Genomic DNA, 21039 nt, shown 5'->3' on the forward strand with positions numbered 1-21039 from the left:
CCTTCCACCGTCGGGGCGTGGGTCGGCACTCGGCAACCGCGCCGAGGCTACGTCCACCACCCGACCGATGCCCGGCGACGCGCGGGACGGGGGCGCGGTGGACCCGGATGGCCGAGCCGATTCGGACCTGACACAGGCCGGTTCGAAGGTGATTCTCACGCGTCCGCCGCACTGTCGGCCCAGTCCCGTACGCACGCGTGTCCGCCGCGCGCCTCCGGATCGTGGCCGGAAGCATGCATGCCGGCGCGCCCCCGGAGTGGCGGGGGCGCGCTGTGGGCTTGGGGTTGTGGGTCAGCGGGTGGTGTTTTGGACTACGTCGTACATCGTCTTGGTCAGGTCCCCGAAGCCGTTGGACATCAGGTAGGGGCCGTAGGCCCAGTTGGGGGTGCTGCCGTTGATGATTGCCCAGGCCGCGTCCCACCACGGGGAGTCGCCCGTGGTGTTGGTGAAGCGGGAGGTGACGGCGATCTGGGTGCCGGTACCGGTGGCGGGGTCGAAGTTCATCAGCCACGGGCCGCCGCTGGAGCCGGGGGACATTGCCGAGACCATGTCGTGGGCGATGCCGACGGTCGAGTCACCGATGGTGTTGCCGCTGTGCGCGTACATCAGGGTCCGGCCGTCGAAGCCGCGTCGAAGTGAGGGGTCGACGCCGAAGTTGGCGGACGTGGTGCCGTCGTTGTTGCGCTTCCAGTACCAGTTGCGGGTGTTGTCGGTCGGGTAGCCGAACTGGTAGAGCGAGAGCGGGTTGGTGGCCACGTTGAAGGCGATGTTCTGGCCGCCGGTGAGCTGTTGGATCGGGGTGGGGTCGCCGGGTCGTTCGACGGTCGCCATCGCGACGTCGCCGCCGGAGCGGAAGGTGCTGTCCCCGTCCCAGGTCGGGGTGATCCAGGCGCGGGTGATGCCCCACACGCCGTAGGGCGCGATGTCGGTGCCGGGGGCGGGCGCGGTGCTGTCGTCGCCACCGGCGAAGCGGGGTACGTTGGCGCCGTTGAAGCCGGGGATGAACGCCGCGTTGACGACCACGTCGTCGCCGAGCGCGCCGCGGATGTTGGCCGTCACCTTGAAGCAGTGGCCCGCGGCGACGATGGTGCTCTGGTTGGCGGCGGTGATGACGTTCGCCGAGCACGCGGCGGGCACGTACTGGCCGTTGACGGAGTTGCGGTACACCATCAGGAGCTTGCCGGCCGTACGCGAGACCGAACCCTGTCCGGTCCACGGCTTGCTCAGATCGTCCCAGCCGCCGGGCGGCGGGAACGCGTCGGCGCCGTCGGAGTTGAGGCCGTACTCGGCGATCCGGGCCACGTTCCACCACGTGACCTCGGTCTGTAGCGTCGCCGCGTGGTTGACGGGGTCGGCGGCCACCATCCGGGGCAGTTCGACCGGGGCGCTGTTGTCGGCGTGCGCGGTCGGTGCCACGGTCAGTGCGGCGGCGGTCAGGCCGAGTACACCCACCACCGTGGCGATCCTGCGGCGTAACGTCCGTTGAATGTGCGTGGACATGCGCATGGAGCGGTCCACTTCCTCTCGCATGGAAACACTGGAATCCTTGCCGACCGGTCGGTCGGCCGGTCACAAGGTGTTGGTATGGGGTGCAACTGTCAAGGCCACCAAGTGGTTTGACCGTGGAACGCGCCAAGGTGCGCGGTTCGCGGCGGGCGGGTCCGGCCGACGTGCCGACCGCAACGATCGAGTGCCGGCCGGGGTGCGGTGTTTCGTCGAGGGCCGGCGCATATGATCACCGGTCATGGGAACGGACATCACGGTGCTCGTCGTCGACTGGGCGCGCGTCGAGGCGACCCCGGTGGCACGGCGACTGGAACTGCTCCAGGACGCTGCCTATGCCAATGTCCCGGACGACGCAGACTGGTGGGAAGACCTGCCGTCGGGCGAGGGGTGGTTGCCGTCGACCGCGCCGGATGCCGACTGGTATGCCGAGTATGTCTTCCGGCTCGGCGGCGGCTCCTACAAGCCGCACTTCTGGACCGGCGAGGCATGGGAGGTAGTACGGGAGTTCGTGTCCCCGGCGGTGCGCGCCGCGCTCGACACATTGTTGTCCGGGCTGGTCTGGAACGGACTCGACGGCGAGGCGCTGCACATTCACCCCGGAATCGTCCCCGACGGCCTCGACCCCTACCGCCCACACCTGCATTTCGCCGTGCCCCCACGGGCCGTACTCCCACTGGCCGCGGCGTGGACCGTCGCCGAACCGCAGCTCGACACACTCCGCGAACCCTTCGCGGCACACATCGACGCACCGGGGCGCTGGATCGAGAACTTCGAGGAGTTCGAGGCGATGGTGCGCGGCTGGGGCGAGGTGGTCACCGAATGCGCCCGCCGCGGCTGGGGGATCGTCGGCCTACCGTAGGTCCGGGGTCGGGGCCGGGTCGTGGAGATTGACGCGGCGGAGGTGGCGGCGGGTGCTCGGGGTGACGGGCGCGGCGTCCTTCCCGTGGGCGTAGGCGTAGACGCAGGTGTCGACCCGGACGCGGAAGTGGGCGTGCTGTCCGGCCGGTTCGGGACGCGCGAGTCTGGATATCGACCGTCCGGTTGACTGCGATGCGTCCGCTTTGCTTCACTCTCGGCGCCCATCGCCCATCGCCCATACCCGCAAGTTCACCGTCGGAGGGCCGGATGCACAATCGCCGTCGACTTGCCCCCCCGTCCTATCTCCCCGCCGAGGATCGTGCCTCGGCACCGGTCACCGGCTGGACCCGGGAGCACTGGATCGCCACGGCCGACCGACTGTTGATCGGGCTGCAACCGCACACCAGTCCGCTCGGAGCGCGAATTTGCCCGCCGGGCCGGGGGAGCTGGTCGGGATCGGCCACCGACGGCTTGGAGGGGTTCGCCCGTGCGTTCCTCCTCGCCGCGTTTCGGTTGGCGGCTGCCGACCCGACCAACCCCTCGCCCGGGAAAGGGCGTTCGACCCTCCCCGAGGCGCCGGGCACGGACCCGGCACGGCTTGCCGAGCGGTTCGCGCGCGGTCTGCTCGCCGGTACGGATCGGGGCGGGCCCGAGGCGTGGCCGGAGATCACCGACGGGTCCCAGGAGATGGTCGAGGCGGCGAACCTCACGATCGCGCTGCACGAGTGCCGGCCGTGGGTCTGGGATCGGATCGGCGCCGACGGCCGTGAGCGGGTGATCGGGTGGCTCGGCGGCATCGTGGGACGGCGGCCCCGCGACAACAACCACGTGCTCTTCCAGGTGGTCGCCGAGGAGTTCCTGGCCTCGGTCGGCGCCGGCCACGACCGGGCCGAGATCGACGCCGGACTGGACCGGGTGGACGCCTGGTACACGGGCGACGGCTGGTACACCGACGGGCCGCAGCTCCGCCTCGACCATCGGGTGGGCGACCGGGTCGAGTTCGCCGCCGACCCGGCCGCCGGCTACGACGCCGGGCGCCGCTTCGACCACTACAACGCGTGGGGCCTGCACCTGTACCCGCTGCTGTGGGCGCGGATCGCCGGCGCCGCCGGGCAGGAGCGCGCCCGCGTGTACCGGGCCCGACTGCACACCTTCCTGGGCCAGTACGTCCACCTCTTCGGCCGCGACGGCGCGCCGCTGCACCAGGGCCGTTCGCTCAGCTACCGGTTCGCCTGCCTGGCCCCGTACTGGCTCGGCGCGCTCGACGACGCGACGCCGCTGCGCCCGGGGCAGACCCGGCGACTGGCCTCCGGCGTGCTCGCCCACTTCGCCGGACGCGGAGTGCCGGACGCGGCGGGGCTGTTGCCGCTCGGCTGGTATCGGCGATTCGAACCGGGCACGCAGATCTACAGCTCGCCCGGCTCGCCCTACCTCGCCGCGCAGGGCTTCCTGGGCCTGCTGCTCCCAGCGCAGCACGCCGTGTGGAGCACGCCCGAGGAACGGCTGCCCGACGAGGGCACGGACGGTGTGACCGCATTGCCCGCGCCCGGTTGGCTGGTCCACCGCACCGGCTCCGACGGGGTGGTGCGAGTGCTCAACCACGGGTCCTGCTACCTGGCCGCGCCCCCGGGCCGGGAACGCGACGACCCCCACTACGCGAAGTTCGCCTACGCCACCTGCGTCGCCCCGCAAACCGGCCCGCAGGCGGCGGCGCTGCGCCTGGACAACCACCTTGCGCTGCTGACCCCCGACGGCGAGCCCACCCGCCGGGAGCGTATCCACCCGCTCGGCCTGACCGATCGTTGGGCCGCGTCGTGGCACCGCCCGTTGCCGCCGGAGGGGGCGGCAGCAGGGGCGGCAGCGGGGATGGCGGATCCGGGCCTGGCGCCGGTGGTCAGCGTGTCGGTGCTGTACGGGGCATGGGAGGTGCGGACACACGGGGTGTACCTGCCGGCCGGGTGGGGCGTACGCGAGGGCGGTTACGCACCGGCGGCGGATGGTCCCGGCAACCCGGTGACCGGGGAGGTGACGCCGCGACCGGCCGCGATCGTCCGAACCGGGGCCGGCCCGACGTGCGTCGTGCTGGGACTGTACGGCTGGACCGAGGCGGACGTGCGATTCACCTCCGGGGCCAACGCGTTCGGCCGGCACTCGGCCGTGCCGCTGCTGCGCCGGCCCGCGACCGACCCGGTGCCGGGGGCGGGGGCCGGAAACCGGCCGGCGGCGGTCTTCACGGTCCTGGTGAGCGCGGTGTTCCTGGCCGGCGGGCCGGTCGACGCGCACGCCGAGCAGGCCGCGATGGGTGTGACGGTGCGTGTGGAGGGGTCGGACGTCCTGCTCGGCGGCGTGGGCCTGCCGGACCGGGTGGTACGCCTGGTGCTGCCGTGGCGGGAGCCACACATTCCGGCCGGAAATGGGTGAGTTGATTCCGTTTTAGCCGGTGGCAATGTGTCCGCAATACGCGTCCCGTACGCAACGAGTGTCACCGGATACTGACCACAGATCGGGTGCGCCACCCGCCGATCGACAGGCCGTACGCACTGCCGGTGACGGCGGAGAGGACGGACATGGCCCGATCCGCCGAGTTCGACCCCGCACCCGAAATCCCGCCGCCCGCCCCGGGGCCCGGCCTCGCCGACACCGTGTGTGTGGTCACCGGCGCCGCGTCCGGCATCGGCCGCGCCACGGCGCATGCGTTCGCCGCCGAGGGCGCGCATGTGCTGCTCGTGGACCGCGACGTCGAGCTGTTGCGGCGCACCACGAAGGAGTTCGCCGGCGCGGTCACCGCCGTACCGGGCGACATCTCCCGCGCGGCCGACTGCCAGGCGGTCCGGCGGGCCGCCGAGGACGTGGGCGGCCCGGTCCGTTCCGTGGTCAACTGCGCGGCCACCTTCCTGGCCCGGGGGGTCGAGGCGATGGCCCACGACTGGGACATCGCCCTGGGCGTCAACGTCAAGGGCACCGCGCTGACCACCGCCGCACTGGTGCCGGCGTTGCGCGCGGCCGGCGGCGGATCCGTGGTCAACGTGGCCTCGGTGTCCGGGCACATCGCCCAGCCCGGGCAATGGACGTACAGCGCCACCAAGGGCGCGCTGTTGGCGCTGACCCGATGTCAGGCGCTCGACCTCGCCGACTTCGGCATCCGGGTCAACAGCGTCTCCCCGGGCGTGGTGTGGACCCCCGAGATCGACCGGATGACCGGCGGCGACCGGGCCCGCTGGGGACCGGTCCTGGGCGACCACCACATGTTGCGCCGGGTCGGCGAACCCGAGGAGGTGGCCGCCGCGATCGTGTACCTGTGCGGCCCCGGGGCGGCCTTCGTCACCGGTGCGGACCTGCCGGTGGACGGTGGCTACCTGGCCATGGGCCACAGCCGCTCCGAACCCGAGACGCTGCCCGGACGGCGTTGACCCGGACGGCGTTGACCCGGGCGGCGTTGACCCGGACGACCACGACGCTCGTACCGCCCGGCCCGGCCCACTTCGGACACTCACCTGTGGGAGGTAGTACGTATGGTCTTGCGCGCCGTCCTGGCCACCGCCAATCCCGACAAGGCCGCCGAGATCCTGGGCCTGCTCGGCGACGAACTCGACCTGGTACCAAGGCCCCGATGGCTCGCGGACACCCTCGAGGACGGCGACACCGTGGAGGCCAACGCCTACCTCAAGGCGGTGGCCGTGGCCAAGGCCACCGGACTGCCCGCCGTTGCCGACGACACCGTGCTCGAAGTGGACGCGCTCGGCGGCGCACCCGGCCTGTGCTCGGCGCGCTACGCCGGTCCGGACGCCGGCTACGCGCAGAACACCGCAAAGCTCCTGGCCGAGTTGACCGGCGTGCCGGCGGGGCGACGCAGTGCGCGGGTACGGACCGTGGCGCTGCTCGGCTACCCGGACGGTCGACGCGTGGTCGGCGAGGCGGTGGTACCCGGCGTGATCACCGAACGCCCGCGCGGCGCGGGCGGGTTCGGCTACGACGCGGTGTTCGTGCCGAGCGAGGGCGACGGCCGCACGCTCGCCGAGATGAGCGCGGGGGAGAAGGCCCGGATCTTCTGCCGAGGACGGGCCTTTCGCGCCCTGGTCGGCCGCCTGGCGGCGGGCGAACACACTTGAGCCGGGCCGGAGCCGGAGCCGAAGCCGGGGCGCACGGCATCGGGATCGGGATCGGGATCGAGGTCGAGATCGGTGGGCATGCCACCGTGCTGCTTCGGGCCGCGGGGTTCACGCTGCTGTGCGATCCGCATTTCGGCGACGCCTATCGCGGCGGACTGCTGGGATTCGCCCCGGCGCGCCGCGTCGCGCCGGGGCGAATGGCCCGTCCGGACGCGGTCTGGATCTCGCACTCGCACCGCGACCACTTCGACATCGCCTCGCTCGACCTGCTCGACCGTGCGCTGCCGGTGTTCCACCCCGACGACCCCCGGATCGGGCACACGCTGCGCCGGCTCGGGTTCACCCGGACCACGGTGGTCCGGGACTGGACGACGCTGACACCCCGGCCGGGCCTGGAGCTGATCTGGACCCCGTCGACGCTCGCGGTGCCGGAACACGGGCTGGCCGTACGGACGATGGATACCTTCGTCTGGCACCTGGTGGACAGCCTGGTCACCGACGTGTGGGTGGACCGGCTGCTCGGCGCCGGCCGTGGCCCGGACGTGCTGCTCGCCCCCGCGCAGCCGGTCCTGGAGACCCGGGGCGTGGACGGCGTGCCGCCGGGGGCGGACGCCGACTGGGCGGACGCGCTGACCACGCTGCTCGGTCGGGCCCGCCCGGCGTACGTGGTCCCGCTGCCCGAGGGCCAGTTCGGCCTGGGCGACGCGGCCTGGCTCAACGGCCACGCCTTCCCGATCACGCCGGCGGAGGTCGACGAGGTGTTGCGGAGGGACGACCCGGGCCGACGGGTGCTGCGGCCGAATCCCGGCGACCGGTTGACCGTGGGACCGGGTCCGGTGGTATGGACACTGGCGGGCGCGGCGACGTGGGTCCGAGCCACCGGTGAGGGGCGCGACCGGGGCTTTCGGCCGGGGCACGGGATCGGGCCGCTCGTCTCCGCACTCCCGTCGCCGCACGTGGCGAACGCGGTGGATGCGGCGGATGCAGGGAACCCGGTGGACGTACGGAACGCGGTGAGCGCGGTGGCGGGTCTGGAGCGCCTGATCGACGGGCCCGATGGTCTGCGCGGCCCGCTTCCCGGCCTGGCGGAACTCGCCGCCGGCTTCGCCGGGCGGCTGCGCGACACCTCCTATCGCTTCGTCGTGGTCGACGCCGACGGCGCGATCGCCGCCGAACGGGCCGTACGGCTCCGGCCGGACGGAACCCTGGGGCCCGAACCCCCCACGCAGGCACCGGACATCGAGGTCGCGGTCACCGCCGCCGACCTGGCCGACCTGCTCGCCGCCCGCCTGGGCTACTCGGCCGCCCAGTACGGCGGCCGGCTGCGCGAGATCCGCCCCGGACCCGCCGCCGACCCCGAACCCGGGCCGATCGTCGTCGCCGGCCGACACGACCGGCCGGTGGCCCACCGCCCGGTACTCCTGTCCGGTATCGGACTGTTCGCCCTGCTGCTCCGGGCCCGACTCGGCGGCCCCCTGGCCGAGTTCGACGCCGAGATCGACGCGTGCGCCGAACGCCGTCCACTACGCCCGGTCGCCGCCGCGCGGGCCGCAGCCGTGCCCCCGACCCCCGACGTACGCCGGCCCGAGCACCCGGGCCCGGCGGTGGTGTGGGCACGCATCGCCGACCGGCTGGCGCACGGGCAGGATCCGGCGGGGGCCTCGGGACCCCTGTCCGAGCATGAACCCGGCAGCTATGTGGGCGTTCTCGGGCGCGACCCCTGGCCGCGACCCGCCCCGCCGCCGCCCGGTGCGACCGGACTGCTCGTGCTGACCTGCCTGGTCGAGGCCCAACCGCACCTCGGCGGCGGGGTGCGGTTCCCCGCCGACTCGTACCGGGCTCTGTTGGCCAACCTGATGGCCTCGCCGATCCGGCGTTGGCGGCCCATGGCGACACTTCCGGCCGGGATCTCCGTACCGCGTTGGCGGGCCGCCGCGCTGTTCCCCGTCTCGGTGCAGCGGCTGCGCCGGGACCTGGCACGGCGCGGCTGGGACGGCGAACTCCTGGACCCGATCCCCGAATCGCCCCCGGAATCCGGCCGGACCCCGCCGCCGCCGGAACGGCACTGGTGGCTCGGCGTACCACCACCCACCGGCCCGGAACACCCACCCCGCACCCTCGACGTCGTCGAGAGCCCTGGATGCCGGCTCGCCGGTTTGCTCCACGCCGCCGGACCGGGCCCGGAACGCACATATGCCGCACCGCTCGTCCCGACCCACACGCCCGACCCTGATCGCGAACGGCCCCGATTCGAACCGGACTTCCTGCTCTGGGTCGGCGCCTCGACGCCGGCGGTCGAGCCCGGTGCCGCACGCTTCCCGCTCGGTCTGCTGCTGCGCGGTGAGGTGCGGTTCTCCTGGTTGCTCTCGCCGACCCGGACCGTTGCCCGGGCCGAACGGCCCGTCGACGCGGTCGCGTTCGCGGAACGTGTCGCCCTGCTTGCCCTCGCCGGACTCGGGCGCTCGACCGACCCCGCCCGTTCGCGGGCCCGGCTCCGTCCACCGCTCGTGCGGGCGGCCCGTCGATCACCGGGAGAGTGATGCTCACCGACCTGCCACCCGGACACCGCCCGGCGTTTCGCCGCGCCGCCTGCCTGGTCGTGGACCGAGGCCGACTCCTGCTCGCCGAGCCGGCCGAATCCGCCGACCACCGGCCCGGATCACCCCTCTCTCGGCTGCCCTCGGCCGTCGTCGCGCCCGGCCACACCGCACGCCGTGCCGCCGCCCGAGCCGCCGCGCGGGCCCTGGGTCGGCGGGTCGCCCCCGCGCAGTTGGCATACCTGGCCGAACTCCACGTTCCCCCCGACCCGGTGGCCGCGTACGACCTGCGGATCTTCCGGTACGACGCACCGGCCCGCGCCGACCACCCGCCACGCCACCGCTGGCTCGCCCTCGACCGCCTGGCCGATCCCGATCCCGACGCCGATGGCGCTGCCGGCCTCGGCCTCGGCCTCGACCCGGACACCCGGGCCTGGCTCCTCGCCGCGACCGCACGCCCGACGGACGCCCCCGACATCGCCGGGATCGAGGCCCGGGCCCGACGGCTCGTCGGCCCCCTCCCGGCCGCGTGGCATACCGAGACGCCGACCTCGATCGTCGTCCTGGGCCCACCCGCCGTCGGCAAGACCACCCTGCTGAACCGCTACGCCGCGCAGACCCCGCACGTGGAACACGTCCGCGACATCATCCCCGTGTCGCGCGGCCCGGGTCGGGACAACCACCTCACCCGCTACCTGCGCGGCGACACCTCGTCCGCGTTCTTCTGCCAGATGGAAACCCTGCTGCTCAGAACCCTCCAACACCTGCGCACCGGCCGAACCCGCGTGCTGGACCAGGACGTACACAGCTCGCTGGCCTACGCGAAGGCGCTGCGCCTGAACGGCGACGTGAGCAGCCGGGAGTACGAGACCTACTACCGCTACCACCACCTGGTCGCCTCGGCGCTGCCCCCGCCGGCGGCCGTCGTGCACCTGACCGCCAGTACCGATGTGCTGATGCGTCGGATGCGCCGCCGCGACCGGGTCCTGGAACGTACCTTCGCCCACTCCTACGTGGCCCTGGTCGCGCAGTGCTTCGAGGACGTCGCGGAGGAGTTGTCGGCGTCGGTGCCCGTGCACCACATCGACGCCTCCGCGCTGCGCCCCGACGAAGTCCTCGACCGATTCCGCCCCCTGGTCGCCGCCCGTACTCCGCTTCCCCCGATCCCCGCCACGCCTCCCGAGGAGTCGCCGTCATGACCGCACCCCGCCCCGATTGGCGCAACCCGGGCCCGGCCCCCACCGAAGGTCCGCTCGTCGACACCTTCGGCCGGGTGGCCAGCGACGTGCGTATCTCGGTCATCGACAAGTGCAACCTGCGCTGCACCTACTGCATGCCCGCCGAGGGGCTGCCCTGGCTGAGCAAGGACGCGATCCTCACCGTCGACGAGATCGACCGACTCGCCACGCTCTTCCACCGGCTCGGCGTACGGGACTTCAAGATCACCGGCGGCGAGCCGACCGTGCGCCGCGAACTGCCCGAGATCGTCCGCCGGGTCTGCGCGCTGCCCGACGTCGACGTCTCGGTCACCACCAACGGCCTGCTGCTCGACCGCCTGGCCGCTCCGCTGCGCGCGGCCGGACTGCGCAGGATCACCGTCTCGTGCGACTCGCTGCTGCGCCACCGCTACGCGGCGATGACCCGTCGGGACGCCTTCGACGCGTTGACCCGGGGGTTGTCGGCGGCCAAGGAGGCGGAGTTCGCCCTCGTCAAGATCAACTGCGTGGTGATCCGCGGCGAGAACGACGACGAGGCGGTGGCGTTCGCCCGACTCGCCCGGGACGGCGGCTTCGACGTGCGGTTCATCGAGTACATGCCGCTCGACGCGGAACAGGCCTGGGAGCGCGGCAAGGTGGTACCGGCAGAGGAGACCCGCGCGGCCGTCGCGGCGGCCTTCCCACTGGTCGCCGAAACGCAGGACTCGCCGCAGCCCGCGAGTGCCTACCGATTCGCCGACGGCGCGCCCGGCTCGATCGGGTTCATCCCCTCGGTGACCAACCCGTTCTGCGGCACCTGCAACCGGATGCGGGTCACCGCCGAAGGTTCCTTCCGGGTCTGCCTGTTCGCCCTGGAGGAGACCGACCTCAGGGCGGCGCTGCGCTCGGGCGCCGACGACGCCGAGCTCGAACGCCTGGTCCGCGAGGCGCTGTGGCGCAAGTGGCCCGGACACAAGATCAACCACCCGGACTTCGTCCGCCCCGCCCGCAGTATGTCGATGATCGGCGGCTGACCGGTACGGACGACCCGGGTGGAAGTAGAAGTGGAAGGGGAGACACACATGGCGGAACGCATGGCGATCCGGGTATTGGTCACCAATGACGACGGGGTCGAGGCCGAGGGGCTGCGCCGACTGGCGGGCCGGGTCCGCGACTTGGGCATGGACGTCGTGGTGGCCGCGCCGGAGCAGGACACCAGTGGTTGCGGAACCTCGCGGGCCTACCCGGCCGACGGCCTGATCCGCACCGGCGAACGTCGGCTGCCGGGTCTGGACGGCGTACCGGTGCACGCGGTCGCCGGGCCGCCGAGCCTGATCGTCATCGCCGCCTTCGAGGGCGTGTTCGGGCCGGCCCCCGACCTGGTCCTGTCCGGGATCAACCCGGGGGCCAATGTGGGTCCTTCGGTCATGCACTCGGGCACGGTGGGCGCCGCGCTGACCGCCGCCGCGTATCGGCGCCCGGCGGTGGCCCTGTCGATCCGCACGGGCACGACCTACCACTGGGCGACGGCGCTGGCCGCCCTGACCGCCGTGCTCCCGGCCGCCCTCGTTCCGCGCCCGCACGGGCCGCCGCCGATCCTCAACGTCAACGTGCCCAACGTGCCGCCCGGCGCGCTGCTCGGCATCCGGCGGGCCGGACTCGCGCCGCACCCGGACGCCCGGTTCACGGTCCGCCGGATCGGCCCCCGCCTGCTCGGCGCCGACCACCACGCCCGGCCGGCGGCACCGACACCGACCGCGTGCTCGTCGCTGCCCGGCGATTCGGCCGTACTGGCCGCCGGCTACGCCGGCGTCACCGCGCTGACGCCGATCACCGAGGACCCGGGGGCGATCCCCGGCCTCGACGACGTCCGCGACGCGTTCGCGACACCGCGTGTGCCGACCGGGGAGGTCGGCCGATGAGCCGCCGGGTGGTCTCCTTCGCGTGGGGGCGGGGGCTGGGGCACGTCTCCCGGCTGATCGCCGTACACACCGAACTGCGCGAACTCGGCTGGGACTCGCTGCTGTTCACCGATCGCCGGCAACAACTCACCGAGGACCACGGCTTCGGCCAGGTCGTGGTGCCCACCGACGTGGACAGTTTGGTCGGGGAACCGCTGTACGGGACCGGGCCGGCCGTGGACCATCGGCCGGCCCGGGCGCTGGTGGCCGGCGCGCTGACCCGGGACGACGTGGTGTTGCACGACGTCACCGTGCAGCGGGAACTGTACGAGGAGGGGGTCCGACTGGGCAGCCGGCAGCTCCTGGTCCACCGCTACCAGCGCAACCGGCCCGATCCCGCCGCGTGGGTCGCCGGGCAGGTGCCCGCGATCCGCCGCGTCTACCTGCTGGGCGCGACCGGCCACGAGGAGAGCGCGCACGGCGTGCGGTTGGTGGGCATCCCCGATGTGGTGCGCCGGCCGCTGGACACCCGCTCGCCGTGGCCCGCCGACACCGCCGAGCCCAGGATCGCGATCGTCGCGGGTGGCGGCGGGCATCGCGACGCCGCCCCCTTCCTGGACGCGGCGCTGCGCGCGGTGCGGGCGTATCGCGACCACGACCCGCGGCCCGCCGACGTCCTGGTGCTGACCGGGCCGAACTTCCGGGGCACGCTCACCGTGCCGCCCGGGCTCGCCGGTCCCGTGCGGGTGACCCCCTACCTCGGCCCCACCTACGACGTCTACCGCCACGCTACCGTCGCGATCACCCACGGCGGCTACAACACCGTGCAGGAACTGGCCCGTTCCGGGGTGCCGGCCGTGGTCGTCCCCGGCGAACGCGACTTCGACGACCAGCGGGTCCACCTGCGGGCGGCGGCGTCCCGGCTGAACGCACTGGTGGTCGAGGCCGACCCGGGCACGATGGCCAAGGCGATCGCGGCGGCGGTGCGGGCCGGCAGGCGCCCGGAGGTTGCCGATCGGGAAGCCGCCCGGGGTGCCCAGCTCCTTGCCCAGGACCTCGTGAACGTGGCCCCGGCAGACGGGAGTTGATTACGATGTGCCGCTGCGCCGGGAGTTCGGCCCGCCGTCGAAGCGGGCGACGACCGGGTGTTCGCGACAAGGTCTTGTACGCGGAGCAGGTGCACGGCGTACGGGACCATCCGGTCCAGCGCGTGCCACGACGGAGTGGCGCCTCGACCCCGGCCGCGCAGGAGGCCGGCGAGCGGGCTGTCCGGCGCGGCCCAGTGCCGGTGCTCGCGACGCGCCGTGTATGTCATCAGGTCCGCGAGATAACGCAGCCGGGCTGCCGTCACCCAGGGGCCGTGTCGCATGGCACCCTCGACGAACGGCAGCGCGGCCGTGCGCGGGAAGGCCCGGTGGATGACGTCGGTGTGGAAGCGGCCGTCGGCGAGCACCCGCTCGGGCAACGCGGCCGAATAGTCGAACAGATCGTGATCCAGGTAGGGCAGACGCACCCGGAAATCCGCGCGGGCGGTCAGCAGCGCCGGATGGCCCGCGATGGCCCGCCGCCGCTGGTTCCAGAACATGAACGAGGCCAACGGGATCGCCGCCCCCTCATGCCGGGCGAACTCCGCGGCGATCCGCGCGACCGCCCGGGAGGTGCTCCACCGGCGCCGCCCGGCGGGGTCGAGCAGGTGCGGCAGGAACCGGTCCAGACCCTTCGCCTCGACCAGCCACGGGGCCGCGTCGGCCGCGCTGCCCAGTCGGGCGTGGCCGGCTCTCGGCACGCATGGGAGGACGTGTTGTGGGAGCTGCCACAATGCGTCGCCGCCGAACCCGTCGTAGCTGAACCGCCCATGCGCGCGGAGGAACCGCGCGATCGGCAACATCCACGCGCCGTCCACCGTGGCGTGCTGCTGAAGCCGACCGGCGACCAGGTCGGCCGCGAAATCCGAGCGCGGACGCGGGACATACACCTGCGGCACGTCGAGGAACGCGGCCACCTGGGCGGCGATCCGCACGTCGGCGTCGCCCCGGGTGAACTTGCCGGTGGTGGCGGTCAGTCGGGGCCCGGCGCCCTGCCGAAGCAGTTCCAGGAGCAGGTGCCGGGAGTCGCGTCCGCCGCTGAGCGGAAGTGCGTAGTCGCCCGTGGTCGGCACAACGGCCGCCACCGCGCGGCGAAACAGTTCCAGGCACGCGTCGACGGCCTCGGCACGGGTCGGCTCCAGCGGCTGCGGGATGGGCAGCCGGGCGGCGTGTCCATCGGGCCGGCGCAGGCCCTCGGCGGCGCGCTCGGGCGTCCATACCAGGCAAGCGCCGGGCGGGACGGTACGCACGGCGCGAAACGGCGTGTCCTCACCGACGAAGGTGCCCAGGCGCAGAAAGACCGCGATCGCGTCGTCGTCGGGCTCCGGCGAGACGCCCATCGCCAACAACCGGCCCAGGTCAGAGGATACGACCACACCGCCTGGCACGGACCCGTACATCAGCCCGGGCAGCCCATACCGATCCGCCTCGATCCGCCTCGACCCGCAGTTCCCGGCCGTCCCATGCCCAAGTCGCCCACGGACCGGGCCCGGAGCGGTCGACGTGTCCGGTCCGTCCGTGCGACGGACCGTCGGCCGACACCGCCAAGGGCCGGCCCGGCCGCACCCGCAACCGCAGGCACGGTGCGGGCGGCGGCCCCGGACGCGGGTGACGGGCGGCGGATCGGCTGTTCATCCGGTTCCTCACCTTCCTCCTCGACACCGCCGGAAACCTCCGGTTTCGGATCGGCGCATGGAGGAGTTGCCCAAACCGAGGGCACCCGGAACGTTCGCAGCCGCCGCGGACCACACACTCCACCCGTCGACCAGGAGGCGATCATGCCCGACCCGGATACACCCGCGCCGCCGGCCGGATACCGCATTGTCGACGGACGCATCCGCAATCCCGAGGGCTGCGAGATCAATGTGGCCCTGCACTGCAATCTGCGCTGCCGCTCCTGCAGTCACCTCTCGCCGGTGCTGCCCGCGTGGTTTGCCGACCCCGCGCGGATCGCCCGCGACCTGACCGAGCTGGCCCGGGTGTACTCCTGTTCGCACATCAAGATCCTCGGCGGCGAACCACTGCTGCACCCCGACCTGGTCGAGATCGTCGCGGCGGTCCGGGCCTCCGGTATCACCGACCGGGTGACGGTGTGCACCAACGGTCTGCTGCTGCCCACCGTCGACGTCGCGTTGTGGGCGGCTCTCGACGAGATCGAGATCTCCGTCTACCCCGGCGCGGCGCCGGGGGACGAGGAACTGACCCTGTTCCGCAGGCGGGCCGACGAGCACGCGGTCCGCCTCGATGTGAAGCTGGTCCCGACGTTCCGTGAGTCCTACTCGGAACGCGGGGCCCAGGACCCGGAGTTGACCACCCGCATCTACCGCACCTGCGAGATCGTGCACGTCTGGCGCTGCCACACGGTGCATGAGGGCGTCTTCTACCGCTGCCCGCAGAGCTACTTCCTGCACCGACCCGGCTTTCCCGGCGCGGACACCGAGTCGGAGGGGTTGCCGATCGGCTCCGATCCCGACTTCGGGGCCCGGCTGTTCGAGCACCTGACCGCCTCCCGGGGGCCGGCCGCGTGCCGTTGGTGTCTGGGCACCGTCGGGCGCCGCCGCCCGCACACGCAGCTGGGCCGCGCGCGGTGGCGCGCGGCCCAGGACCTGCCGAGCGAGGAACTGGTCGACGTGCGGCTGTTGGTCGAACGGGAGGTGTCGATGGCGGACAGTCCGTACGAGAAACAGCCCCTGGGGGTCGCCGAGTTCGCGCCGGACGCGTGGGTCCGGCGAGATCGGCGTGGCGGCTGAGCCGCGTGCCGGGTTCCGGCCTCGGGACGGTGCTCAGCAGTCGTCCGGGTTGTTCCCCTTGACGGTGTTGTGGTCTTGCACCAGGTGGACGCCGTAGCGGACGACGGAGATGCCGCCGCAGTCGCCGTGTGCGGTGTTGCCGGTGACGGTGCTGGTGGTCAGCGTGCTTTCCTTGCCGCTCGACCCGGCCAGGCGCGGGCCGTAGCCGTAGAGGGAGATGCCACCGCCGTTGCCGCCGGCGGTGTTGTTGCTGATCGTGGTCGAGGTGATGGTGAACGTCGGGTAGGTGCCTTCGCGATACGTCTGTTGCGAGATCCCGCCGCCGTCCTCGGAGCTTTGGTTGCCGGTGATCGTGGCGCCGGTGATGGTCAGCGTGCCGTACGTGTTTCTGATCCCGCCACCGGGTGCGGCTCCGGCTGTGAGGTCGTGCCCGGTGCGGTTGTCGGCGATCGTGCCGCCGGTGACGACCAGGTCGGCACCGGTGGTGAGGATGCCGCCGCCGTAGCCGGTCTCCCCGGGGTATCCCGGGTGGAGCGTGCCGGGGCCGCCCGCCCCGCCGTCGCCGGAGATGTTCCTGCATACCGCGGTGTCGGTCAGCTTGGCGGTGCCCGTGTCCAGCTGGATTCCGCCGCCCGCGCCGCCGGTTCCGCCGTTGCCGCCGTAGCCTTCGGGGGTGCCCGTGACCGCGCCGCCCGTGCCGCCGGCCCCGGCGGTGTTGCCACAGATCGTGCCGTGCGAGGCCGTGGCCCGGGAGCCGTTGCGCGTGGCGATGCCGCCGCCGCTCCCGCCGGAGCCAGGGAAGCTCACCTGGTCGGGCTTGGTGGTGTCCGCCCCGTGTCCGCCCGCTCCGGCCCGATTGCCGGAGACCTTTGTGCGCACCAGGTTCAGGGTGCCGGCGTCGACGGAGATGCCGCCGCCGTCCCCGCCCGTGCCGGCGGCGGGGCCGGTGGGCCCCGCCTGCGCCCCGCCCGCGCCGGCGGTGTTGCCGAAGACGAGGGTGTCGGTGGCGGTCAGCGAGCCGGCCGGCCCGATGTGGATGCCGCCGCCGGAGCCGCCATCGACGCCGGAGGCGCCGACGCCTGCCGTACTGCCCATGACCACGACGTGGTCCAGGGTCAGCGCGCCGGTGGTGAGGATGCCGCCGCCGTTGCCGCCGGGTTCGGCTCGGCCGCCGGTGAGGATCAGATGGTCGAGGGCGACCGCCGCACCGTCGATGCGCAGGATGCGGAAGTCGGGGGCAGTGGCGGCCCGGGCGAGGGTGGCTCCGCCGCCGTTGATCGTGACGGCGGCGGTGACTGCCGGCAGTGGGGTGGTCAGCCGGTAGGTGCAACCAATGGCCAGGGTCAACGTGCTGCCGGGATGGGCATTGGCGGTGCTGATCGCCTCGCTCAGCCGCGTCGGATCGCACGGTACCGAGACGTTTGTCGTGGCCATGTCCGCAGTGGGGGGAGCCGCGACCGCCACCGGCGCGGCGAGTATGCCGGCGGCGGTTGCGGCGAGGAGCGCGGACACCGATTTTGCTTTCACACGGACCTCCTGGGTCATGTGTGCATCGGTAGTAATCGCTGGTGCCTGGTAGGCACGACCGATCCTGCCGGCGTACACGTGCCCCGCCTATGTCATTTCGGGTCGCGAGATGCCCGAGGGCCTGGCGGGATTTCGACCGCCGGTGGCCGGTTGCGGGGCCCGGGGCCCGAAGGTTCCGCGCCCCGCGTCGGGTTCAGCCGGCCGTCGGCGGCGCGACGGCGCCGAGGGTTCCGGGGTAGAGGTACTTGTGTTCCGGGATCACGGTGCCGCGTACCCACGCGTCGAAGAAGCCGGTGAGGTCCGGGTTGCCGGAGACCTGCTTGGCGAGGGCCTCGAACTGGAGCCAGGAGGCGTTGCCGTAGCGATGGTCCTGCTGCCACGTGCGCAGGGTCCCGAAGAAGGCGGTGTCGCCGACGGTGCGGCGCAGCGCGTGCATCATCATCGAACCCTTCTTGTACAGGGTCCCGTCCAACTCCTTGCCCTGGCCCGGGTCATGGAGCTTCATGGTCCAGAACTCCGGGATCTGCGCGGCCTCCTTCATCATGGCGGGGTAGAAGCCGGTGTCGAGATTGGCGCCCTGGTGCTCATCCCACAGCTGGTTGGCGTACTGGGCGACGCACTCGGCGATGCAGGTGTCCCGCCAGTCGGTGAACGAGACGCTGTTCCCGAACCACTGATGGGAGATCTCGTGCGCCATCCCGGCGTCGAACATCACGTTCGTGTAGGTCGGCCGGCTCTGCGTCTCGATCGCGCCGGGACCGCCGCCACCCGCTTCGCTGTTGACGACGATGCCGCCGGCCGAGGAGAAGGGATACGGGCCGAACTTCGAGGCCAGGAAGTCGATGATCTCCGGCAGTTGTTTCTCGGACTCGGGCATGAAGTAGGTGCCGGGGCTGTAGGCGTTGATCACCGGGGTGCCGTCGGCCAGTTGCGAGGTGTGCACCGTGAACTTGTCGATGGCGATGGTGCTGGTGTACGTGGTGAGCGGCTTGTCCTCGTACCAGCGGAAGGTCTTCAGCCCCTTGCCGGGCGAACTGGTCGGGCCGGGGCGGCCGTTGCCGATCACGGTCCATGCCTCGGGGACCGTCGCGGTGAGCCGGAAGGTCGCCTTGTCGGAGGGATGGTCGTTGGCCGGGTACCACGCGGTGGCCGAGTGCGGCTCGCCGGTCACGTTCGCCGCGCCCTCGGGGAGCCGGTGCCAGCTCTTGCCGACGGGCTTGCCGGAATAGCGGACGCGGACGGCGAACTTCGCCCCCTTGGCGATTCGGCGAGCCGGGGTGATCACCAGTTTGTGGGTCCCGCTGCGGGAGAAGCCTCGGGCGGGGATGCCGTCGACGGTGACCGCGCCGACCTCGAAGCCTTCCAGGTCCAGGCTGAAGCGGTCGAGCCGGGCCGTGGCGGTGGCGGTCACGGTGGTGTCCCCGGTGAGGAAGTCGGGGCGGGCCGGGTCGTAGTTGACGGCGACGTCGTAATTGGCGACGTCGTACCCGGAGTTCCCGTCGTCGGGGTAGTACGGGTCGCCCACCCCGGACCCGCCGCCGCCGTCGATGGTGCCGGCCGAGGAGGGCACGGCGGTCAGCAGCACGCTGCCCGCCAGGATGCCCACCAGCACGGGATAGCGGCGTCGTCTCGTTGTACTGCGCATACGTCCTGCTCCCGATCGTGGTAGCGGTAGCGGTAGCCGTGGTCGGCGGTCAGCCGGTGACCAGTTGCCAGGTCACGCCGAGGATGGCGTTGGTGCTGACGGTCTCGGTCTGCGGATCCACGTTGTCGATCCGGTCGCAGGCCTGGTGGTAGCAGTCGCCGACGCCGCTGGTGAAGCCGGAGACGGGGATTCCGGCGTCCCCGAAGGACACGTGGTCCGAGCCGCCGATGCCGATGTCGAAGGTGGGCAGGCCCTTGTCCTTGAAGTACGCCTCGAAGGTGTCGGTGGCCCTGGGGTCGTTGTGCACGACCAGCCACTGCTGGATGTTCTTGGTGCCGGTCATGTCGAAGTTGAGGTAGACGTCGATCTTCTTGCGCTCGGCGGCGGAGAGCTTTTGTACGTAGTCCTTGGAGCCGATCAGGCCCGGCTCCTCCGCGCCCCACCAGGCGAACCGCAGCCGGCTCTTGGTCGCGACGTCCGCGCGCGACATCGCGACGGCGGTGGCGAGTACGGCGGCCGAGCCGGAGCCGTTGTCGCTCATCCCGGGGCCGGCCTCGACGCTGTCGAGGTGGGCGCCGACGAGCACGACGTGGTTCGGGTCGCCGCCCGGCCAGTCGGCGATCAGGTTGTAGCCGACGGCGCCGTTGTAGGTGAAGGGCCGCAGGCTGGTGCGGTAGCCGGCCCGGTCCAGCACCCCCTTCACATACATCAGCGACTGCCGGAAGCCACTGGTGCCGTGCGCGCGGTTGCCGCCGTTGCGATCCGCGATCGACTGCAACGCCCGCAGGTGTGACATGACCTGCTCGGTGGTGACGACGGGCGCCTGCGCGGTCCTGGGCGCCACGGGTTCGGCCGCCGCGGCGGCGGGGACGGCGGGGGCGGCGATCAGGGCCGCACACAGGCCGAGTAAGGCGACGGTGCGCCGGAGGCGGCTGGGCATCTCCATGCGGGACTCTCTCCTTCGGGAAGGCGGGATCTTCCGGCCGTGGGCCGCGAGTTGCGGGCCGTGAGCCGGAGAAGAGAGTTGCGGGGAGATGTCAGGGAGTTGTCAGAAACCCGTGTCCGCGCGGTAGTTCGTCGGGACGCACGTCGCCCCGCCGGTGCCTGAAGCAGCAACCGGCGGGGCGAGGGAACGCGGGTCCGACCCGACGTCAGCTCTGCCGCGACGTCAGCAGGGGACCACCACGTCGATGGTGACCGGCCGCGCCGGCCACATGTACGAGTCCACGCCGAAGCTGCCGTGGACGGTCGAACCGCAGGCCACGGTGCTGCTCACGCCGGAGACCACGAGCGTCGTGGACTGGAAGACCGCGCTCTGGTTCACCGCGCCGAGCGAGGCGCCGGCCGCGTTGCCGGTCAGGTACAAGTTCAGCGGGATCTTCGGCAGCGGCAGCGGGGTGTCGGGCGAGGGCGGGCCCGCCAGGCCGACCTGGCCGTAGAGGCGGACGTCCCGACCGGTGACGTCGACGCAGACCTTGGTCGCGAGGCCGGACTGGAGCCCGTAGGTGCAGGTCGCGGTGGTCGGCACGGGATCGGCCGTGGCGGCCGGCGCGGCGGCGACGATGGTCGAACCGGCGATGGCTAAGGCTGCGAGGGTCGACATGCTCTTCATGAGAAGGAAGCCTCCGATGTTGTTCGAGGCCCGGGGTCGGGCTTCGGCTAATGGGATGTGAGGTGTGACATTGCACCGCTCACATGACGACATCTTTGCACGGCCATGAGCCATCCATTGACCTTTTGGGGGTCCTGACGTGTGTGACGTGCGTTACATGGAGTTCTCGACCATGAACCGTGGGTTACCTCGGGGTGTCCTGCGGTTCGACCTTGGCAGAAGTACTGCAATGTGAAATGGTACTGACGCGCCCAAGAGCCCCGCCCAAGAGCCCCGCCCAAGAGCCCCGCCCAAGAGCCCCGCCCAAGAGCCC

At 72.3% G+C, this 21039-nt stretch carries 15 protein-coding genes and 1 pseudogene; 10 read left to right on the forward strand and 6 right to left on the reverse strand.

Going from position 1 to position 21039, the window contains the following annotated elements; genetic code table 11:
* Positions 1-291 precede the first annotated feature (291 nt).
* Complete coding sequence (locus tag ABIA38_RS17695) at positions 292-1530, reverse strand: trypsin-like serine peptidase (protein ID WP_424639621.1); 1239 nt, start codon at positions 1528-1530, stop codon at positions 292-294.
* A 214-nt stretch (positions 1531-1744) separates the two neighbouring features.
* On the opposite strand from ABIA38_RS17695, the gene ABIA38_RS17700 reads away from it, so the two are divergent.
* The 9 genes from ABIA38_RS17700 to ABIA38_RS17740 all read left to right on the forward strand — a co-directional run bounded on the left by ABIA38_RS17700 (position 1745) and on the right by ABIA38_RS17740 (position 13195).
* Positions 1745-2365: a hypothetical protein gene (locus ABIA38_RS17700; RefSeq protein ID WP_424639622.1), complete on the forward strand. Its 621-nt coding sequence runs from the start codon at positions 1745-1747 to the stop codon at positions 2363-2365.
* 266 nt (positions 2366-2631) lie between these two features.
* Positions 2632-4785, forward strand: coding sequence for a DUF2264 domain-containing protein (locus ABIA38_RS17705; RefSeq protein WP_424639623.1), 2154 nt, complete (start codon positions 2632-2634; stop codon positions 4783-4785).
* A 125-nt stretch (positions 4786-4910) separates the two neighbouring features.
* Positions 4911-5774 carry an SDR family NAD(P)-dependent oxidoreductase gene (locus ABIA38_RS17710; protein WP_424639624.1) on the forward strand — a complete coding sequence of 288 codons (864 nt, stop codon included), beginning with the start codon at positions 4911-4913 and terminating at the stop codon, positions 5772-5774.
* Positions 5775-5876: 102 nt separating this feature from the next.
* Positions 5877-6473, forward strand: coding sequence for a non-canonical purine NTP pyrophosphatase (locus ABIA38_RS17715; RefSeq protein WP_424639625.1), 597 nt, complete (start codon positions 5877-5879; stop codon positions 6471-6473).
* Positions 6470-9013, forward strand: coding sequence for an MBL fold metallo-hydrolase (locus ABIA38_RS17720; protein WP_424639626.1), 2544 nt, complete (start codon positions 6470-6472; stop codon positions 9011-9013). The genes ABIA38_RS17715 and ABIA38_RS17720 overlap by 4 nt, the downstream gene beginning before the upstream one ends.
* On the forward strand, positions 9013-10209 hold the full coding sequence (locus ABIA38_RS17725; RefSeq protein ID WP_424639627.1) for a deoxynucleoside kinase: 1197 nt from the start codon (positions 9013-9015) through the stop codon (positions 10207-10209). Before ABIA38_RS17720 ends, ABIA38_RS17725 begins: the two co-directional genes overlap by 1 nt.
* Complete coding sequence (moaA, locus tag ABIA38_RS17730; RefSeq protein ID WP_424639628.1) at positions 10206-11240, forward strand: GTP 3',8-cyclase MoaA; 1035 nt, start codon at positions 10206-10208, stop codon at positions 11238-11240. Before ABIA38_RS17725 ends, moaA begins: the two co-directional genes overlap by 4 nt.
* Before the next feature lie 48 nt (positions 11241-11288).
* Entirely contained in the window at positions 11289-12128 is an 840-nt protein-coding gene (gene surE / locus ABIA38_RS17735) for a 5'/3'-nucleotidase SurE (RefSeq protein ID WP_424639629.1), read from the forward strand.
* On the forward strand, positions 12125-13195 hold the full coding sequence (locus tag ABIA38_RS17740) for a glycosyltransferase (RefSeq protein WP_424639630.1): 1071 nt from the start codon (positions 12125-12127) through the stop codon (positions 13193-13195). The genes surE and ABIA38_RS17740 overlap by 4 nt, the downstream gene beginning before the upstream one ends.
* 371 nt (positions 13196-13566) lie before the next feature.
* On the opposite strand, the pseudogene ABIA38_RS17745 reads toward ABIA38_RS17740, so the two are convergent.
* A pseudogene (locus ABIA38_RS17745) lies at positions 13567-14592 on the reverse strand (asparagine synthase-related protein); the annotation flags it as partial.
* Between the two features lie 378 nt (positions 14593-14970).
* Here ABIA38_RS17745 and ABIA38_RS17750 point away from each other — a divergent pair.
* The gene (locus ABIA38_RS17750; protein ID WP_424639631.1) at positions 14971-15942 is read left to right on the forward strand and encodes a radical SAM protein; all 972 of its coding nucleotides are present in this window, start codon (positions 14971-14973) and stop codon (positions 15940-15942) included.
* 33 nt (positions 15943-15975) lie between these two features.
* On the opposite strand, the gene ABIA38_RS17755 is transcribed toward ABIA38_RS17750, so the two are convergent.
* The 4 genes from ABIA38_RS17755 to ABIA38_RS17770 all read right to left on the reverse strand — a co-directional run bounded on the left by ABIA38_RS17755 (position 15976) and on the right by ABIA38_RS17770 (position 20717).
* Positions 15976-17469 (reverse strand): hypothetical protein, encoded by a 1494-nt coding sequence (locus ABIA38_RS17755; RefSeq protein WP_424639632.1) that lies wholly within the window; start codon positions 17467-17469, stop codon positions 15976-15978.
* A gap of 193 nt (positions 17470-17662) precedes the next feature.
* Positions 17663-19114, reverse strand: a complete 1452-nt coding sequence (locus ABIA38_RS17760; protein ID WP_424639633.1) for a M1 family metallopeptidase — start codon at positions 19112-19114, stop codon at positions 17663-17665.
* 49 nt (positions 19115-19163) lie between these two features.
* Positions 19164-20060: a M20/M25/M40 family metallo-hydrolase gene (locus ABIA38_RS17765; protein ID WP_424639634.1), complete on the reverse strand. Its 897-nt coding sequence runs from the start codon at positions 20058-20060 to the stop codon at positions 19164-19166.
* A gap of 222 nt (positions 20061-20282) precedes the next feature.
* Positions 20283-20717, reverse strand: a complete 435-nt coding sequence (locus tag ABIA38_RS17770; RefSeq protein ID WP_424639635.1) for a hypothetical protein — start codon at positions 20715-20717, stop codon at positions 20283-20285.
* Between the last annotated feature and the right edge of the window lie 322 nt (positions 20718-21039).

Source organism: Embleya sp. AB8, assembly GCF_049739465.1.
GTDB lineage: Bacteria > Actinomycetota > Actinomycetes > Streptomycetales > Streptomycetaceae > Embleya.

Coding starts and splice junctions, on each gene's coding strand:
- ABIA38_RS17760 (WP_424639633.1), bottom strand. CDS start 19,114: ATGCGCAGTACAACGAGACGACGCCGCTATCCCGTGCTGGTGGGCATC.
- ABIA38_RS17750 (WP_424639631.1), top strand. CDS start 14,971: ATGCCCGACCCGGATACACCCGCGCCGCCGGCCGGATACCGCATTGTC.
- ABIA38_RS17725 (WP_424639627.1), top strand. CDS start 9,013: ATGCTCACCGACCTGCCACCCGGACACCGCCCGGCGTTTCGCCGCGCC.
- surE (WP_424639629.1), top strand. CDS start 11,289: ATGGCGGAACGCATGGCGATCCGGGTATTGGTCACCAATGACGACGGG.
- ABIA38_RS17695 (WP_424639621.1), bottom strand. CDS start 1,530: ATGCGAGAGGAAGTGGACCGCTCCATGCGCATGTCCACGCACATTCAA.
- ABIA38_RS17705 (WP_424639623.1), top strand. CDS start 2,632: ATGCACAATCGCCGTCGACTTGCCCCCCCGTCCTATCTCCCCGCCGAG.
- ABIA38_RS17700 (WP_424639622.1), top strand. CDS start 1,745: ATGGGAACGGACATCACGGTGCTCGTCGTCGACTGGGCGCGCGTCGAG.
- ABIA38_RS17770 (WP_424639635.1), bottom strand. CDS start 20,717: ATGTCGACCCTCGCAGCCTTAGCCATCGCCGGTTCGACCATCGTCGCC.
- moaA (WP_424639628.1), top strand. CDS start 10,206: ATGACCGCACCCCGCCCCGATTGGCGCAACCCGGGCCCGGCCCCCACC.
- ABIA38_RS17765 (WP_424639634.1), bottom strand. CDS start 20,060: ATGGAGATGCCCAGCCGCCTCCGGCGCACCGTCGCCTTACTCGGCCTG.
- ABIA38_RS17715 (WP_424639625.1), top strand. CDS start 5,877: ATGGTCTTGCGCGCCGTCCTGGCCACCGCCAATCCCGACAAGGCCGCC.
- ABIA38_RS17740 (WP_424639630.1), top strand. CDS start 12,125: ATGAGCCGCCGGGTGGTCTCCTTCGCGTGGGGGCGGGGGCTGGGGCAC.